The sequence below is a fragment of the Thioalkalivibrio sp. ALJ24 genome, assembly GCF_000377785.1.
In the GTDB taxonomy this organism is placed as follows: Bacteria; Pseudomonadota; Gammaproteobacteria; order Ectothiorhodospirales; family Ectothiorhodospiraceae; genus Thioalkalivibrio.
On the sequence record NZ_KB898734.1, the window covers coordinates 1 to 17,347 of the forward strand.

Annotated in this window: 14 protein-coding genes; 2 read left to right on the forward strand and 12 right to left on the reverse strand. The window is 69.3% G+C overall.

Translation table 11 applies throughout. The features are described from left to right. From D571_RS0112630 to D571_RS0112655, 6 genes are all read right to left on the reverse strand, one after another. Positions 1-1,711 (reverse strand): methyl-accepting chemotaxis protein (locus tag D571_RS0112630; RefSeq protein WP_018937057.1); only part of this gene is annotated, 1,711 nt, incomplete at its 3' end. A 15-nt stretch (positions 1,712-1,726) separates the two neighbouring features. Continuing rightward, positions 1,727-2,482 (reverse strand): ParA family protein, encoded by a 756-nt coding sequence (locus D571_RS0112635; RefSeq protein WP_018937058.1) that lies wholly within the window; start codon positions 2,480-2,482, stop codon positions 1,727-1,729. 13 nt (positions 2,483-2,495) lie between these two features. Continuing rightward, positions 2,496-3,017: a chemotaxis protein CheW gene (locus tag D571_RS0112640; RefSeq protein WP_018869624.1), complete on the reverse strand. Its 522-nt coding sequence runs from the start codon at positions 3,015-3,017 to the stop codon at positions 2,496-2,498. Between the two features lie 21 nt (positions 3,018-3,038). Beyond that, positions 3,039-5,105: a chemotaxis protein CheA gene (locus tag D571_RS0112645; RefSeq protein WP_018937059.1), complete on the reverse strand. Its 2,067-nt coding sequence runs from the start codon at positions 5,103-5,105 to the stop codon at positions 3,039-3,041. A gap of 2 nt (positions 5,106-5,107) precedes the next feature. Next, complete coding sequence (locus tag D571_RS0112650) at positions 5,108-5,470, reverse strand: response regulator (RefSeq protein ID WP_018937060.1); 363 nt, start codon at positions 5,468-5,470, stop codon at positions 5,108-5,110. A gap of 295 nt (positions 5,471-5,765) precedes the next feature. Next, positions 5,766-6,068: a lipid asymmetry maintenance protein MlaB gene (locus tag D571_RS0112655; protein ID WP_018937061.1), complete on the reverse strand. Its 303-nt coding sequence runs from the start codon at positions 6,066-6,068 to the stop codon at positions 5,766-5,768. A 110-nt stretch (positions 6,069-6,178) separates the two neighbouring features. Here D571_RS0112655 and D571_RS0112660 point away from each other — a divergent pair, with 110 nt between their 5' ends. Beyond that, the gene (locus D571_RS0112660; protein ID WP_018937062.1) at positions 6,179-8,251 is read left to right on the forward strand and encodes a GNAT family N-acetyltransferase; all 2,073 of its coding nucleotides are present in this window, start codon (positions 6,179-6,181) and stop codon (positions 8,249-8,251) included. Here D571_RS0112660 and D571_RS0112665 read toward each other — a convergent pair. Together D571_RS0112665 and D571_RS0112670 are read right to left on the reverse strand one after the other, a co-directional pair. Further along, positions 8,248-9,672: a hypothetical protein gene (locus D571_RS0112665; protein WP_018937063.1), complete on the reverse strand. Its 1,425-nt coding sequence runs from the start codon at positions 9,670-9,672 to the stop codon at positions 8,248-8,250. The two genes, D571_RS0112660 and D571_RS0112665, sit on opposite strands and share 4 nt — an antisense overlap. Before the next feature lie 16 nt (positions 9,673-9,688). Next, positions 9,689-10,180, reverse strand: coding sequence for a universal stress protein (locus D571_RS0112670; RefSeq protein ID WP_018937064.1), 492 nt, complete (start codon positions 10,178-10,180; stop codon positions 9,689-9,691). 289 nt (positions 10,181-10,469) lie between these two features. Here D571_RS0112670 and D571_RS0112675 point away from each other — a divergent pair, with 289 nt between their 5' ends. Beyond that, positions 10,470-11,975, forward strand: a complete 1,506-nt coding sequence (locus D571_RS0112675; RefSeq protein ID WP_018937065.1) for a SulP family inorganic anion transporter — start codon at positions 10,470-10,472, stop codon at positions 11,973-11,975. A gap of 39 nt (positions 11,976-12,014) precedes the next feature. Here D571_RS0112675 and D571_RS0112680 read toward each other — a convergent pair whose 3' ends face one another. The 4 genes from D571_RS0112680 to D571_RS0112695 form a co-directional block, all read right to left on the reverse strand. Further along, positions 12,015-13,019 carry a hydrolase gene (locus tag D571_RS0112680; RefSeq protein ID WP_018937066.1) on the reverse strand — a complete coding sequence of 335 codons (1,005 nt, stop codon included), beginning with the start codon at positions 13,017-13,019 and terminating at the stop codon, positions 12,015-12,017. 97 nt (positions 13,020-13,116) lie between these two features. After that, on the reverse strand, positions 13,117-13,533 hold the full coding sequence (locus D571_RS0112685) for an HIRAN domain-containing protein (RefSeq protein ID WP_018937067.1): 417 nt from the start codon (positions 13,531-13,533) through the stop codon (positions 13,117-13,119). A gap of 99 nt (positions 13,534-13,632) precedes the next feature. Next, positions 13,633-14,598: a YafY family protein gene (locus D571_RS0112690; RefSeq protein ID WP_018937068.1), complete on the reverse strand. Its 966-nt coding sequence runs from the start codon at positions 14,596-14,598 to the stop codon at positions 13,633-13,635. Between the two features lie 20 nt (positions 14,599-14,618). Then, a complete protein-coding gene (locus D571_RS0112695) occupies positions 14,619-17,300 on the reverse strand; it encodes a bifunctional acetate--CoA ligase family protein/GNAT family N-acetyltransferase (RefSeq protein ID WP_018937069.1) in 2,682 nt (893 codons plus the stop codon). Positions 17,301-17,347: the final 47 nt, after the last annotated feature.

Below are 17,347 nucleotides of genomic sequence, written 5' to 3' on the forward strand. Positions count from 1 at the left end.
CCTGTTCGCCGGCGCGGGCGGCCTCGACCGCGGCGTTGAGGGCGAGCAGGTTGGTCTGGAAGGCGATCTCGTCGATGACGCCGATGATGTCGGCGATCTTCTTGGAGGACTGGTTGATCTCGCCCATGGCGCCGACGGCCTTGCTGACGACTTCGCCGCCTTCGGTGGCCTTGTCGCGCGCGGCGATGGCGAGCTGGTTGGCTTGTTTGGAGTTGTCGGCGTTGGACTTCACGGTGGAGGTCATCTCTTCCATGGAAGAGGCGGTTTCCTCCAGCGAGGAGGCCTGTTCCTCGGTGCGCTGGGAGAGGTCGGTATTGCCCTGGGCGATCTCGGAGGAGGCCGAGCGGACATTGTTGGCACCCTCGAGGATCTGGCCCACCAGCCGGTCCAGGTTGTCCATGGTTTCGTGGATGGCGTCGCGGAACTCCGCGAACTCGCCGTGGAAGTCGCCCTCCAGCCGTGCGTTCAGGTCGCCTTCGGCCATGGCCTGCATCACGCGCGAGCCTTCGCGCAGCGGCGGTACCACTGCGTCCAGCAGGCCATTGATCTTTTCGCCGACGACCCGGGTGAAGCCGCTGTACTTTTCGGGGTTCAGGCGTTCGCCCAGATTGCCGCTGGCCGCGTCTTCGATCAGCGATGCGATCTCTTCCTCGGCATGCCGGACCTCCGTGACGTCCTGCCACTCCAGCATGTTGCCGGCGTAGTTTCCGTGTGCGTCGATGATGGCGGTGGCATTGATGCGGAAGCGCAGATCCTCCAGAGCGATCTCGGCCTCGTGCGGCAGGCGCGCGGGATTCTGCAGGATCGCGTGCTGGTGCGCAGGGTTTTCGTGGAACCGATCAATGGACTGGCCCACCAGGTTGTGCGGGTCGAAGCCCGCGAAGTGTCGGGCAAAGATTGCCTGATGGCGCTCGAACATCCGCTTCAGCGTCTTATTGGCGAAGGTGATGTTCATGTGCTCGTCGCACATCATCAGGGCGGCCTCGGCGCCATCGATCGCTGCGGCGAAGCGCGCGCGTTCGCGTTCGGAGCGATTGAATTCGGTGATGTCGCTCCACTCCACCATGTTGCCCCGGTAGTTGCCGTCGTCATCCACGACCGCGGTGGCCTCGAGCTTGAATTCGATTCCGCCTACTTCGATGTTCGCGGTCCAGGGCAGACGTTCCGGGTTCTGCAGGATTGCCCGCTGGTGGGCGGGATTCTCGTGGAACTGGTCGATCGACTGGCCCACCAGGTGCTCCGGATCGAAATCGGGGAACCGCTGCCGGATCTGTTGCTTGCGTTCATTCAGCAGGTCCACGACGTGCTGATTCGCATAGATGATGTTCATGTCCGTGTCGCACATCATGACCGACATGCGTGAACCTTCACATGCGGCGCGCATGAACTCGCCGTCGAGTCGTTCTTCGGAGGCGTTGGCGTGCTGCATTTTTTCGGCCATCGTGCTGTCCTCGCTGGAGGCTTGTTTCGGAGTTTCGGTGCGGGCGGACCCGGTGTTCTTGCGGCTGCGGCTCTTCGCCGGTGCCCTGCGGCGCGCGGGGCGGGCCTCGCTCGCGGCGGCGTCACTGGCGTCGCCGGTATCGCCGGTGTCGTCGGACCCGGATGCCTCGGTCTGCGGTGGCTCGTCCGAGGGCCCGGACCGGGATTCGTCGCCGTCGTCCATCCAGCCCAGCGGATCGTTGCCCAGTTTGTTGCGCTTGCGTGTGCTCATTGCGTGTCCCGTCGTTCAGGCCGTTGCCGTCGCGGTTTCCATCAGGTCCCCGGCGAGGGCCCTGAAGTCCCCGGCGGCGCGATGCCGGGGCTGATATTCGAAGATCGTCTGGCCGAAGCTCGGGCTCTCGGCCAGCACCACCGATTCGCGGATCGTGGTGTCCAGCAGTTGCGAGCCGAAGTGCTCGCGGATCCGGTCGCGCACCTCGCGGGCGTGGCGGCGCTGTTCCATGAAGCGCGACAGCACGATCCACTTCGCCCGCGAGCCGCCCAGGCGCTCCTCGATGCCGTGCAGGATGCGCATCAGCCGCGACAGCCCGTTGAGCGAGAGGAAGTCGCCGGCTACCGGGATCAGCATCTCGTCGGCGGCGATGATCGCGTTCATGCCCAGCAGGCCGGCCGATGGCGGACAGTCGATCAGCACGTAGTCGAACGGCTCGTCCATCGCCGCCAGTGCGCGCTGCAGCCGCCAGCCGCGTTGCGCGCCGCCCTCGTTCAGGTTTTCCACTTCCTGCAGATGCTCGCCGGCGGCGACCACCTGCAGGCCGTTGCCGGCCTCGCTGAAGGCGTCGCGCATGCGCGCCTCGCCGTGCAGCACCCGGTCCAGTCCGGCGGGATCCTCCAGGCCGAAGGCCATGGTCAGGTGCCCCTGCGGATCCGCGTCGATCGCCAGCACGCGGTTTCCGGCCAGTGCCAGCGCGTGCGACAGGTTCAGCGTCACCGTGGTCTTGCCGACGCCGCCTTTCTGGTTGATCACCGCGAACGTGCGCATGGGTCGTTATGCCTCAGGCGCCCTGTTCTTCCCGGATCGCGTCTTCGCTGGCGATCAGGCCGGGGCCGAGCAGGGTGTCGATGTCCAGCACCAGGATCATCTTTTCCTCCACCGTGGCCAGGCCGCGCACGAAGTCGATGCCGATGCGGGTGCCGAAATCCGGGGCCGGCTGCAGGTTGTCGTCGCCGATGCTGTACACCTCGGAGACCGCGTCCACCACGATGCCCATCACCCGTTCACGGTCCTCGCTGATCACCCGCAGCATGATCACCACCGTGGTGGGGCCGTACTCCAGCGGCTCCATGCCGAAGCGCAGGCGCATGTCGATGATCGGCACGATCATGCCGCGCACGTTGATCACGCCGCGGATGTAGTCCGGCGTGTTGGGCAGCGGGGTGGGGCGTTCCCAGCCCTTGATCTCCTGCACGCGGAGGATGTCCACCCCGTATTCCTCGTCGGCCAGGATGAAGGTGAGGTACTGGTCCTCCCCGGCGGTGGCCGGGTCCTGGATGGACTGGGTCGCGTCGTTAGCCATTGCGTTGGACTCCATTGGTCATCATGCAGCGCGGGTGTCGCGTCCGGCGGCCATTCGGGCGATGCCCGCGACGTCCAGGATCAGCGCCACCTGGCCGTCGCCGAGAATGGTGGCCCCGGCCGTACCCGGCACCCGGCGGAAATTGGTTTCGAGCGTCTTGATCACGACCTGCTGCTGCCCCAGCAGGTCATCCACCCGCAGGGCCACGCGCTGGTTGTCCGCCTCGGCCACCACCAGCAGGGCCCGATCCGGCATCGGCGTGGGTTCGGCCTGGCCGAACAGCGCGGCCAGATCGACCACCGGGATGTATTCGTCGCGCAGTCGATACAGCGGCAGCTTGCCGAAGGCCTGTTTCACGTTCTCCGGCTCGGTCTGCAGTGACTCGACGATCGCGATCAGCGGGATCACGAAGGTCTCGTCGTGGATCTTCAGCAGCTGGCCGTCCATGATCGACAGGGTCAGCGGCAGGCGAATGGTGATCCGCGAGCCGCGGCCCGGCTCGGAATGCAGCTCGATGTTGCCGCCCAGGCCGCGGATGTTCTTCTTCACCACGTCCATGCCCACGCCGCGGCCGGACAGGTCCGACAGCTTCTCCGCGGTGGAAAGTCCGGGCTCGAAGATGTACTGCAGGATCTCGTGCGGTTCCGGCGTCTGGTCCGGCCGCAGCAGACCGGCGGCGCGGGCCTTCTCCAGGATGCGGTCGGAGTTCATCCCGCGGCCGTCGTCGCGGATCTCGATCACCACGTTGCCGCCGCGATGGTAGGCCTCCAGCGTGACCCGGCCGGTGGGATCCTTGCCGGCCGCGCTGCGCTCGTCGGGCATCTCGATGCCGTGGTCGATGGCGTTGCGCACCAGGTGCACCAGCGGGTCGCCCAGGTGCTCCAGAACGGTCTTGTCGATCTCGGTGAGCTCGCCCTCCATCTGCAGGTCGATCTGCTTGCCGAGCTGGCCGGAGAGGTCGTGGACCAGGCGGGGGAAGCGGTTGAACACCTGAGCGATGGGCACCATGCGGATGCCCATTACACTTTCCTGCAGCTCGCGGGTATTGCGCTCCAGTTCGGCCAGCCCCGAGCGCAGGCGCTCGATCTGCTGCTCCACGCGCGACGGGTCTTCTTCCAGCTGCTCGCTGATGTCGGTGAGCATCGACTGGGTGATGACCAGCTCGCCGACCATGTCGATCAGCGCGTCGATCTTGGCGGCGTTGACCCGCATGGAGCTGGATTCGGTCGGCTTCGAGGCCGTGCGTGCGGGTGCTCCGCCCGCGCTCTCTTCACTGCCGGCGGGCGCGGATTCCGGGCCGGAGCCGTCCGGGGGCGGATCCGCCGGGGCTTGCGCTCCGGCGCTGTCGCCCGCGGTTTCGAGCGGTTCGATGGTCAGGTCGCATTCGTCCTCGACCCATTCGAAGACCTCCTCGATGTCGGCACGTTCCACGTCGCCGCGCAGCTCGAGGGTCCAGGCCAGGTAGCTGGCCTCCGGCTCATAGCCTTCCAGCGTCTCGGGCAGGCCGTCGGGCTGACTGGACACCGTCAGCTCGCCCAGTTCTTCCAGTACCTCGAACATGCGCAGGGGATCGTTGCCGGTGCGCAGCATATCGGCATGCGGGCGGAAGTCGATGCGCCAGCCACCCGATGCGCCGTCGTCGCCCCCGTCGGCGTTGCCGGAGCCAGCGTCATCGCTGCCCCCTCCGGTCGCCGGTGCCGGGGTGTCCTCGCCCAGCGTGGCCTCGATCAGTGCGCGCACCTCGGCCGCCTCGGCCGGGTCGGCTTCGCCACCATCGCGAGCCGCCTGCAGCTGGCCGCGCAGCACGTCCACCGCGCGCAGCAGCAGGTTCACGATCTCCGGTGTCGCTTCCTGCTGACCGTTGCGCATGCGGTCGAGCAGGGTCTCCATGCCGTGGGTGAATTCGGAGATCGCGCTGAACCCGAAGGTCCCGGCGCCGCCCTTGATCGAGTGGGCCGCGCGGAAGATCGTGTGCAGGGTCTCCTCGTCGCCCTCGCTGAGCGCGAGCAGCTCGGTCTCCATGTGATCCAGCCCCTCGAAACTCTCTTCGAGGAACGCCTCGATGAACTGGGACATGTCCATGGACATGGCTAGCGCAGGACCTTGTTGACCGTGCTCATCAGCTTCTCCGGATCGAAGGGCTTGACCAGCCAGCCGGTGGCGCCGGCGGCCTTGCCTTCCTGCTTCTTCTCCGGACCGGCCTCGGTGGTGAGCACCAGGATGGGCGTGAACTTGTAGTCGGGCAGCTTGCGCAGCTCGCGGGTCAGCTCCAGGCCGTCCTTGCCGGGCATGTTCACGTCGGTGATGACCAGGTCGGCCTTCAGCCCCTGCGCCTTGCTCAGGCCATCGTTGCCGTCGCGACCCTCGGTCACCTCGTGTCCGGCCTGCTTGAGCGCGAAGCTCACCATCTGTCGCATCGAGGACGAGTCGTCCACCACCAGCACCTTAGCCATTGCGTGCCCCTGTTATCCGGTTGTATTGAGCGGTTGCGAGACCCGTGGAGCCTGCCGGCAAACCCTTTGCCGGTCCCGCCGCGGGTGTCGCGAGAAAACTTGTACAAACACTGTACAGCAAAGATGGACCCCCGTCACAGAATGTAACGGGGGCAAACGAAGAAACTTGAGTCAATCGGCCGCAGGCAGGGGGGAGAGGGTGGAGGCAAATCCTTGACCGATCTTCCACAAATGGCGCGGCCTTTTTGCGGGGTTTCCGTTGGTTTTTACGGATGTATCAGCCGTTCGTCGTGGATCAGGCGGCGGTCCCGCCGTGATCTTCCATGACCAGTGCGTGCAGTCCCAGACGCTGCAGACCCTCTTCCAGAGCCGGCGTCGGGTATTCGATGTGCATGGGCTGCTTGCGGCGCCGTGCCTCGCGGCGCAGCATGGCCAGCAGCTGCAGGCCGGCGGTGTCCACGTCCTGCACGCTGTTCGCGTCCAGGCGCAGGGCGGCGCCGCGGTCCAGGGTCTCGCGGGCCTGTTCGGTCAGCGCCTCGACCGCGTCGATCCGCAGCCGTTCCGGCAGTTCGATGGCCGGGTGGTCGTGGGTGCTCATGCGGGCTCCTGCTTCAGGCTGCGGTTCTCCGCAGCGGTGGGTTTATATCGATGTGTCGGCGCGATATGGAAATAATTGAGGCCCGTGAACCCCCGTTGAGTTCCCCCGTAATGAAGTCCGTTGCCCACCTGCATCGCCGGACGGTCGTGCTGCCGGATCGCCCGGAGGTGCGCGAACGCGCAGGTGAGTGGCTGCGGACCCTGGCGCGCAACGTGGATGTGCTGTGGGTTGGCGGTGCCGCGCCCGTGGCGGGCCTTCCCTCGGTCCGGCCGGCACAGGCCGGAGACTGGCTGGGCCGCGAGCGCGACGCGGTGGTATTCGAGGCCGGCGAGGTGCCGGCGGCGGATGCGCTGGCGATCGTGGGTGGCATCCTGCGCGGCGGGGGCGTGCTGGTGCTGCTGGCGGCGGAACCGGCCGCCACTCCCTTCGGCCAGCGCTGGCGGCGGGCCCTGGCCGAAACAATGGTGGAACACCCCGATCCCGAGCGGCCGGGCGACTGGCCAAATCCGCGGAAGGCGCGGGAAGACGGGGACTGGACCCCCGGGCAGCGGCAGGTGCTGGAGGCGCTGCGCGCCCCGGAGGACGGCGGTGCGCGACGCTGCGATGTGGTGATCGCCCCGCGCGGGCGGGGCAAGTCCACCGTGCTGGGGGAATGGCTGGGCGAACGGTTGCAGGCGCCGGATGCTGTGCCGGCCGATTCCATCGCCGTCACGGCGCCCGCCCCGGCGGCGGCCGAACGGCTGCTCGCCCGCGCCACGCAGGTGATCGCCCGTGACCGCGGCGGGGCGGATGCGAAGCTGCCCGCGGCGTTCGATCCCGCGACGCGCTATTGCGCTCCCGCCGTGCTCCTGGACTCCGCCGCGCAGCCCGAGTGGCTGATCGTGGACGAGGCCGCGGCCATCCCGGTGGAGCGCCTGCTGGAGCTGACCCGGCGCGCCCGCCGGGTGGTCCTGGCGACCACCACCGGCGGGTTCGAGGGCAGCGGTCAGGGGTTCCGCCTGCGGGTGCTGCCGGCGCTGGAACGGGCCGGCCTGCGACCGCGGATCCTGCGCCTGCATGAACCCGTGCGCTGGGCCGCTGGCGATCCGCTGGAAGACTGGATCAACCGGCTGTTCCTGCTGGAGGCGGCCAGCCACGAGCCGCCGCCCCAGGCCGTGCGTCTGGTTTGGCGCTCGCCGGCCGAGCTCGCGGGCAACGCCGCCCGTCTGCAGGCGCTGACCGGCCTGCTGGCCGACGCGCATTACCGCACCCGTCCCTCCGATCTGCAGCGCTGGCTGGATGATCCCGACCTGCATGTGCTGCTGCTGGAAGGCGTGCGCGACGGTGCCCTGTTCGGGGCGGTGCTGGTGCAGGCCGAGCCGGGGCTGGCGCCGGAGCTGGCGGACGCGGTGTGGGCCGGCGAGCGGCGGCCGCCGGGGCGCTTCCTGCCGTGTACTCTGGCTGCAGTAGGTTCTTTTTCACTGGCGGGCCAGACCGCCTGGCGGATCCACCGGATCGCGGTGCATCCCGCCTGGCAGGGGCGCGGGCTCGGCACGCGCCTGCTGCGCGCGGTGGCCGACCGCGCCGCGCGCGACGGGGTGGCCCTGCTGGGCGCGGCGTTCGGGGTGACCCCGGGCATGCTGCACTTCTGGCGGCGCGAGGGCTTTGCGCCGGTGCGTCTGGGCGTGCGCCCGGATCCGGCGAGCGGGCAGGTCACGCTGATCGTGATGCGTACGCTGGCCGAGGCCGGCGAGGCGGAGCCGGCGCTGGCGGCGGTGCAGGGGGCGTTCGCTCGCGACTGGCCGTTATGGCGAACGCTGGCTGCGGAGCAGCTGGACAGTGCCACCACCCGGGCCATCGAGCAGAGCCTGCCGGCGCCGGACGAGCACGGTGAAGTCGAGGCGGACGATCGCGCCTCGATCGAAGCGTTTGCCCATCGCTGCCGCAGCTTCGAGTGGGCACTGCCGGCACTGCGCCGGGCCCTGATGGCCGACACTCCGCCGGATCGCGAGCCAGATCAGAACCCGAGCCAGGATTCGGGCCAGGACTCGGACCGGGCCCTGCTGCATGCCGCCTGCGTGCAGCAGCAGGACTGGGCGGCCCTGCAAGCGCTGGCCGGGGTCTCCGGCCGGCGCGGGGTCATCCGTCGCCTGCGCGAGGCGGCGGCCCGGTGGCTGGCCGGGAGCCGGCCCGAGATCCGCTAGTCCACCCGCACCAGACGCGAGCTGACCAGCTCGCCGTGGCGCAGCATCGCGTCGTACAGGGCCTCGCTGCGTGCGGCCAGTTCGGCGTCGTCGTCCCAGGCCCCGGGGCGGTCGAATGCGTCACCGGCGCGGTACCCGTTGCCCACGGCCTGCACGAAGGCCGCCGCCGCGCGGGTGGTAACGGTCGGGTCGCTGACCGAGCCGTCGCCATGGTCCAGGCGGGCCGGCACGTAGTCGCCGTCGAGCTGGTATTCGAGCGCGCCGAGGAATATGCGGTCCAGTGCCCGGCCCACCTTCTGCTCCAGTTCGGGGTGGCGTTCACCCATCAGGCCGGAGGTGCCGTCGCGCTCGCGCAGGATGGAAAACCCGCCGGTGACCTGGTGTACGAAGCGCCACTGGCCGCCGACATCCACCTCGTCCGACGCGGCCATGGCCCGGCCGTCGACAAATTCCAGGCGCGCCGGCAGGCCCCAGTCACGCAGCGGCCCGTGTCCGTCCAGCACGGCCGTGGTGATGGCCGCGGCGCGATCCGCCAGGGTTTCCGCCCGTTCCTGGTCGTCATCGTCTCCGTACAGCGCGAGCATTTCATACAGGCCCTTGTGCCCGCGCAGCAGGGCACCGAGCTGATCGACGGACCACTTGGCACCCTCGTCCAGCACGTAGATCCCGGCGTCCGCGTCCCAGGCCTCGTCGGCCCGGTCCGCGACCGCGCGGGCGACCGCCACCAGATCGTCACGCGAATGGCCCAGCCAGCCGGCCAGCGCGTCCAGGTCGAGCTGGCCCATGTCATCTGCGCCACCCGGCTTGTCCTGGCGGACCCAGGCATAGGCCGAGGCGTGCAGCGCATCCATGCCGTAGGCGAAGGCCTCGGCATCGCTGGCGCCGGCACCGTGGATTCGGCCGTCTTCGTGGCGCGTGTTGACCAGATGGTTCTCCAGCTGCGAGATCATCGGACTGGGCTGGTGGGTGAGGTCATCGTACAGCCCGAGGTCCTCGAACCGGCCCGCGCTGTGGTGCATGTGATAGAGATAGCCGGCCTCGGCATAGGCGGACGGGCCGGCCTCGTCCTCCGCACCGGCATGCGACCGCAGGCGGCCCTGGTCGAGGAACGCCCCCTGGGCATAGTCCAGCAGTTCCAGCCAGCGTTCGCCGACCGCCTGCATCGGCTTTCCGGCCAGTTCCGGGCGATAGCCTTCATGGCCCATCTCGCTGTCGCGCATCAGCCGGCCCTTGACCGTCAGGGCCCCGAGGGCGGCAAAGGTATCTTCCGCCCGTGCGCCGTCGACGGAGACCAGCGGCTGGCCGTCGCGGTCCAGGGTCTGGGCGACGGTGGCGGTGCCGGTGTCCGCATGGGCGGCGCCTCCGGCGAGGCTGAGCGCCGCGATCAGGGTGCTGCCGAATCGAGTCGTTGCAGCCATCATGAAACCTCCTGTGCCATCAATCGTGCTGTTCAAAGCCGGGCGGAAGATTTTCGCGCATCGCATCGCTCAGGGGGACATCGTGCACCACCATGACCGGCAGGCTGGCGTGGCGCACCAGCCATTCGGTGGCCGAGCCCGACAGCATGCTGGCGAGCTGGCTGCGTCCGCGGGTGCCCATCACGATCAGTTCGCCATCCCACTCCTCGGCCAGGCGCGAGATCTCCTCGGGCGCACTGCCCACGGCCACCGCGCATTCCTCGTCTTCCCGTGCCCATTCCTTCAGCCGGGCGTGGGCCTGATCCTCCGCCGACTGGCGCATCTCTTTCGAATGCAGCGGCGAGGACCCGGGCCCGGCCATCGCCCCGGCGGCGCTGTCGCGGGCAACGTCCGCGGGCTTGAGTACGTGCAGCAGGCGGCGCGTGGCGCCGGGGCAGTGGTGCCGGGCGATGGCCAGGGCCGCAGCCGAGGCGGAAGAAAAATCGATGGCGATGACGACGCGTTGCAGCATGCGGAAATCCTGGCTTTCGGCGGTGCGTGGCGGGGTAGTCCCGTGGGTGCGCCGGCCGCTGGTTCAGGCCGGACGGGCGAAGTGGTAGAATCCTGCGCCTTTCGCACAGGCGCGATCTCCGAGCACTCACCTGCCGGCGCCTGTCATCGAGCGCCGTAACTGGTGGCCACGGAGCGCCTAGCAGTACCCCACTGGCTGGTATCCGTCAATCCCACCCGTCTTATCGCTGTTGTGTGGCCGAGGCCGCGCTCAGGGCCGGCGCGACAAAGCTCTGATTGGGAGATTTGCCGTGCAGCAGAAGCTACAGGCCTTCTGGCAACGCCAGCGCGATATCTGGTTCTTCAACGTCCGTGCCGACCTGATCGCCGGCATGGTCGTGGCGCTCGCTCTGATCCCCGAGGCGATCGCGTTTTCCATCATCGCCGGGGTGGACCCGTCCGTGGGGCTGTACGCGTCCTTCTCCATGGCGGTGGTGATCGCGTTCACCGGTGGCCGCCCGGGCATGATCTCCGCCGCCACCGGGGCCATGGCCCTGCTGATGGTCACTCTGGTGGCGGAACACGGGCTGCAGTACCTGCTGGCCGCGACCCTGCTGACCGGGGTGATCCAGCTGCTGTTCGCCTGGGCCCGGCTGGGTCGCTACATGATGTTCATTCCGCGCACCGTAATGGTCGGGTTCGTGAACGCGCTGGCGATCCTGATCTTCATGTCGCAGGTGCCGTACCTGGTGGACGGTGACACCACCATGTGGGTGCTGGTCTCCGTCGGCCTGCTGATCCTGTACGGCCTGCCGCTGATCCCGGGTTATCCCAGACTGCTGCCGCCCCCGCTGGTGGCCATCGTGGCGCTGACCATCGTGGTCTATTTCATGGGCCTGCCGACCATGGAAGTGGGCGACATGGGCGAGCTGCCCGACGGCCTGCCGGTGTTCCTGTTCCCCGACATCCCGTGGAACCTCGAGACCCTGCAGATCATCTTCCCCACCGCGTTCTCGCTGGCGGTGGTCGGGCTGCTGGAATCGCTGATGACCGCACAGGTGGTGGACGACCTGACCGACACCCCCTCGGGCAAGAACCGCGAGGCCCAGGGCCAGGGCATCGCCAACATCGTGACCGGCTTCTTCGGCGGCATGGCCGGCTGCGCGATGATCGGGCAGTCGGTCATCAACATCAAATCCGGCGGCCTGGGGCGGCTGTCCACCCTGTCGGCGGGCATCTTCCTGCTGATCCTGATCGTGTTCCTCGGCGACCTGGTCTCCATCATCCCGATGGCCGCACTGGTGGCCGTGATGATCATGGTCTCCATCGCCACCTTCGACTGGAGCTCGCTGACCACCCTGCACAAGCTCCCGCGCACCGATGCCACCGTGCTCATCGTGACCGTGGGCGTGACCGTGGTGACCCACGACCTGTCGCTGGGCGTGTTCGCCGGCGTGCTGCTCAGTGCGGTGTTCTTCGCGCGCAAGATGGTCAATGCCGTGCACGTGGACAGCGAGCGGCCCGAGGGCAGCCGGGTGCGTACCTACCGCGTGCGCGGGCAGCTGTTCTTCGTGGCCGTGGACAAGTTCATCGACAGCTTCGACTATCGCGAACGCATCCATCACGTGGTCATCGACCTCAGTGAGGCCTCGCTGTGGGACAGCTCCGCGGTGGCCGCCATCGACAAGGTGGTGGGCAAGTTCCGCCGCAACGGCATGGAAGTGGAAGTGAAGGCCCCACCCGGCCAGAGCGGCGAACTCCATTCCCGGCTCGCGCAGCACGACAAGGACGGCGGCGGCGAACCCGGGGGCCACTGATCCGCGCCGGCACGTGACCCTGCGCCCCGGGGCGTTCGGCTATCGCCCGGCGCCGGTGTTCAGCGCCGCCTCCAGGTGCGCGCTGATGTGGTCGGCGATGCGGGTGTCCAGCCAGTAACGGGGGCGCCCGGGAACGTCTCCGGCCACAAAGCCCACATGCCCGCCGCGTGCCTGCAGCTCCAGCCCGATCCCGGGGCCCAGTTCGCGGGTGGCGGGAACGCTGGTGGCCGGGACGAACGGATCGTCGGCGGCATGCAGGATGAGGGTCGGCTGGCGGATCGCGCCCAGGCGCGGGCGGCAGCTGGCGCGGGCGTAGTAGTCGGCGCTGTCGCGAAAGCCGTGGAGCGGGGCGGTGATGCGCTCGTCGAACTCGCGCAGCCGGCGCATGCGGCGCAGTTCCGCCAGCGGCAGCGGGGCATCGTCGCGTGCTGCGAACTTGCGCAGCGTCACCCGGCGCAGACCGCGCATCAGATGCCACTGGTAGACCCGCGCGAAGCCGCGCTCCAGTGCATCGGCGCTGGCGGCCAGATCGAACGGCACCGAGACCGCCACCGCCGTGGCCAGCGGCATGTCGCCGCGCTCCCCCAGCCACGACAGCAGCATGGAACCGCTCAGGGAAAACCCGCAGACCGCCATCGGCCGGGCGGGATCGCGCCGGTGCAGGGTCTCCACCACATGATCCAGGTCGTCCCACGCAGCCGCGTGATAGCTGCGGCGCAGCCGGTTGGGGTGCGAACCGGCCCCGCGCGAGATCAGCACCGCGCTGCCGATCCCGCGCCGCGCCAGCGCCGCCACCACGCCCAGGGCGTAGCCCGAGGTCTCGTCGCCGCCCAGACCGTGGCCCACCAGCACCAGACCGCGGCCCGGCGGCCCCCAGGCCAGCTCGAGGAAATCCCCGTCCGGCAGTTCCAGGCGTTCGTGCTCCAGCCGCACCGGCGGCGGCGCACGAAACAGTGCCGGAAAGACCGTCTGCGCATGGCGCCCCGGTAGCCACCAGGCCGGTCGGAACGCCGGATCCGTCTTGCCCTCGGGCGGGTCGCTCAACCTCTGGCCTCCTCGATCGCCACCGGATGGTTTCGCGGACAGCGAGCAGGCCATGAAGTGCCCCGACCGGCCCGGCCAACGGGCGGTGGGGCGCGCCTTACTTGCCCGGCCTCCGCCGGCGGTAGACCCCCAGCTCCAGGCGCTCCCAGGGGTCTTCGCTGTCGCGCTTGTCGATGATGCGGGCCACCAGCTCCTCGTTGCGGTCCAGCAGCTCCGCCGCCATGTCGTTCTCCTCGCGCGGCAGATACCCCAGCTGGTGATCCAGCCAGCACACCGCCACCGCGTTCGGATCGGCCGGATTCAGCCGTTCGCGCTGCACCGTCAGCCCCTGCCCGCGGCGCAGATGCGGCCACAGCCGCGGCGCCTCGTGATGCCGATACCCCGCCAGCGGGATCCGCTGCAGAAGTTCTTCCGTGGTCGCCGTGTTCTGAATCCGGTCGCGCCGCGCATAATAACCGCGCAGCACCGGAACGGGCCGGGCCTGATCGGGAATACGGGAACCGTTGCGTTGCATGGGAACCTCCGGGTTCGTGTTGCCAGTACCCGTATCCCACCACAGGCGGTGGCTCACACAGTGAGCCACCCCGCACGGAGGTGGTGTGGCGAGTGAGGTTCAGGCGTAGCGGGCGGCGGCCTCGCGCAGGGTGTCGGCGACGCGCTGGCGCAGGGATTCGGGGGCGATGACTTCCACGCCGGGGCCGTGGCGCAGGATCTCCTGGATCAGTTCGGTGGGGTCGGAGTAGGGGATCTGCAGTTCCCAGGTGTCGCCGCGGTACTGGCCGATCTGTTCGGGGTGCCAGGTTTCGTCGGCGACCCAGCGGGCGTGTTCGGGGGTGAAGCGCAGTACGGCCCATTCGCTGGCGGGGCCGGTGAAGATGCCGAAGGCGGCGCCGATGTGGCGGTCGAGGTCGGCATCGGCTTCTTCGCGCAGCGGGGTGTCCTGCACGGGGGTGGCGGCGCGGATGCGTTCCAGCGCGAAGGTGCGCAGGGCTTCGGCGTTTTCGCACCAGGCGATCAGGTACCAGTTATCGCGGTAGTAGAGCAGGCGCTGCGGGTGGATGCGGCGGCGGGTGGCGCTGTCGCGGGCGCGGCCGTGGTATTCGATGTCCAGCGGGCGGCCGGCGAGGGTGGCTTCGGCGGCGACGCGGAAGGTGTCGGCGGCACTGGTGCGGTGGGCCTGGGGCTGGATCTGGATGCGCCGGCGCAGTTCGGCGGGGTCGTGGCCGCCGGTCTCCAGCAGGCGGCGGATGCGCGCCTTCATCGGGCCGATGACGGGGGCGAGCAGGCCCGGCTGCATGTCTTCCAGCAGCTGTTCCATGGTGAGCAGGGCGAGCAGCTCGGATTCGTTGAACCACAGCCCGGGCAGCTCGAAGGCCGGGGCGTCGGGGGCGTAGCGGTAGCCGTTGGCCTGCGCGTCGTACTCGATGGGCGCCTGCATGAAGTCGCGCATGTATTCGATGTCGCGCTTGAGGGTGGCGCGCGACACCCCGAGCTGCTCCACCAGCTGCGCCAGCGAGGGCGGCTGGTGGCTTTCCTTGAGCCGCCGGTGCAGGTGGAAGATGCGTTCGGCGCGGTTCATGGGCGCGGCGGACCCCGGCGTCAGTGCAGCCGGCGGCTGACGCGCACGATCTCGTCGTCGGAGGTGAGGATCTCGCGCTGGAAGCCGTGGCGCCGGGCGAGGGCGAGCATGCCGTCGTTCTGGCGCAGGACCTCGCCGAACAGTTCGCGCAGGCCGTTGCGGCGGGCGGAGTCGACGATGGCCTCCATCAGCAGGGAGCCCACGCCGCGGCCCTGCCAGGCGTCGCTGACGACCACGGCGAATTCGGCGCTCTCGCCGTCGGGCTCGGTGGTGTAGCGGGCCACACCCACCTGGACTTCCTGACCGTCGGCGTGATCCACGGCGATGAAGGCCATCTCGCGGTCGTAGTCGATCTGGGTGAAACGCACCAGCATCTCCGGGGTGAGTTCGTCCAGCGAACGCATGAAGCGCAGGTAGCGGGTCTTTTCCGACAGGCTGCGCACGAAGGCCTGTTCGATGGCGGCGTCTTCCGGACGGATCGGCCGCAGTTCCAGCTCGTGGCCGTCGCGCGTGGTCACGTTGCGGGCGACGTGCCCGGGGTAGGGGTGGATGGCCATGTGCGAGTAGTGGCGGGTGTCGTGCCCGGGCTCGGCGAGCTCGATACGGGCGTCCACCGCCATCACGCCGTTCTCGCCGGCCTGCAGCGGGTTGATGTCCAGCGAGGCCAGTTCGGGCAGTTCGCAGGCCATCTCCGAGACCCGCAGCAGGACCTGTTCGATGGCCTCGCGCGGTACCGGCGGCGCGCCGCGGAACTCGCCCAGGGTGCGCGCGGCGCGGGTCTGGTCCACCAGCCGTTCGGCCAGCGAGCGGTTCAGCGGCGGCAGGGCGATGGCCTGGTCGCCGATGACTTCCACCGCGGTGCCGCCCAGGCCGAAGGCGATCACCGGGCCGAACACCGGGTCGCGCGAGATCCCGAGCAGCAGTTCGCGCGCATGCCCGACCTCGGACATGCGCTCCACGGTCACGCCCTCGACCCTGGCATCGGGGAAGCGCTCGCGGATCTGGTCCAGCATCTCCTGGGTCTGCTGGCGCACGGTCTGCACGCTGCGCAGGTTCAGGCGTACGCCACCGAAATCGCTCTTGTGGCTGATCCCGGTTGCGCTGATCTTGAGCGCCACCGGAAAGCCCAGGGTCTCGGCGGCCAGCATCGCGTCGGCCGGGTCGCGCGCGAGGATGCTGGGGTTGGTGGGCACGTGGAAGGCGGCCAGCACGGCCTTGGACTCGCGGATGCTGAGGACCTTGCGGCCATCGTTGCGCGCGTTCTGCAGTATCAGGCGGGCGCCCTCGACGTCCGACGGCGTCTCGTCGCTCACCGGGCCCGGGGTCTGCAGCAGCATGCGCTGGTTGCGGCGGTGTTCGATCAGCCAGGCGAAGGTCTCGATCGCGGCCTCGGGGGTGCGGTACTGCGGGATCCCGGCCTCGTCGAAGCGCCGGCGCGCGCGGGCCACCAGCGGGTCGCCCATCCAGCAGGCGAGCACCGGCTTGTGGCTGTTGCGGGCCTGTTCGATCACGGCCTCGGCGCAGGCGTCCGGGTCGGTCATGGCCTGCGGGGTCAGCAGTACCACGGCCATGCTCACCCCGGGGTCGGCCAGCGTGATGCGCAGCGCCTCGCCGTAGCGTTCGGCGGTGGCGTCACCGAGGATGTCGATCGGGTTGCCGTGCGACCAGTGGCTGGGGAGCAGGGCGTTCAGCGCGTCCATGCTCTTGTCCGACAGGCTGGCCAGGTCCAGGTCGAGGTCGGCGGCGCGGTCGACGGCCATCACCCCGGGGCCGCCACCGTTCGTGAGGATCGCGAGGTTCTCGCCCCGCAGGCGCATGCCCCGGGCGAGGATCTGTGCTGCGGAGAACCACTGCGACACGCGCTCGACGCGGACCACGCCCGCGCGTTCCAGCGCGGCATCGAACACCGCGTCGGAGCCCATCATCGCGCCGGTGTGGGTGGCCGCGGCCTGGGCGGTGGCGGCGTGGCGCGCCGATTTCAGCACGACCACGGGTTTCATGCGGGCGGCCGCGCGCAGGCCGGAGAGGAAACGCCGCGTGTGGCGGATGCCCTCGACGTACAGCAGGATCCCCTGGGTCTCGGGGTCGACCGCGAGGTAGTCCAGCAGCTCGCCGAAGTCGACGTCGGCGGCGTCGCCGGTGGAGGCCACCCCGGAAAAGCCGATGCCGGTGGACTGCGCCCAGTCCAGCACCGCGGTGACCAGCGCGCCGGAACTGGAGACCAGCCCCAGCTTGCCGGGCAGCGCCTGGTTGTGGCTGAAGGTGGCGTTCAGGCCGATGCGCGGGCGCATGATGCCGAGGCAGTTGGGGCCGATCAGGCGCATGCGGTAGCGCTGCGCGATCTCCACGCATTCCTGCTGCAGGCGCTGGCCCTCGCGCCCGGCCTCGCCGAAGCCGGCCGACAGGATCACCGCGCCGCGCAGACCGGCCTCGCCGCAGTTACGCAGGATCGCCGGCACTGCGCGCGCCGGGGTGGCGATCAGGGCGAGGTCCACGCGGTGCTCGCCGGGGCGCAGCTCGGGCACGCAGGGCAGGCCCTGCACCGTGTCATGCTTGGGATTGACCGGGACCAGCGTGCCTTCGTAGCCGGCGGTCAGCAGGTTGGCCAGGATCGTCTGGCCCACGGCCCCCTCGCGCTCGGTGGCGCCGAACACGGCCACGCCTCGGGGGTTGAAGATCTTGTCGAGGATATGGGTGCCCATGCATGCTGCCTGCGTTGGTGGATCCGATGAATTGGTGCTGCCCGGAG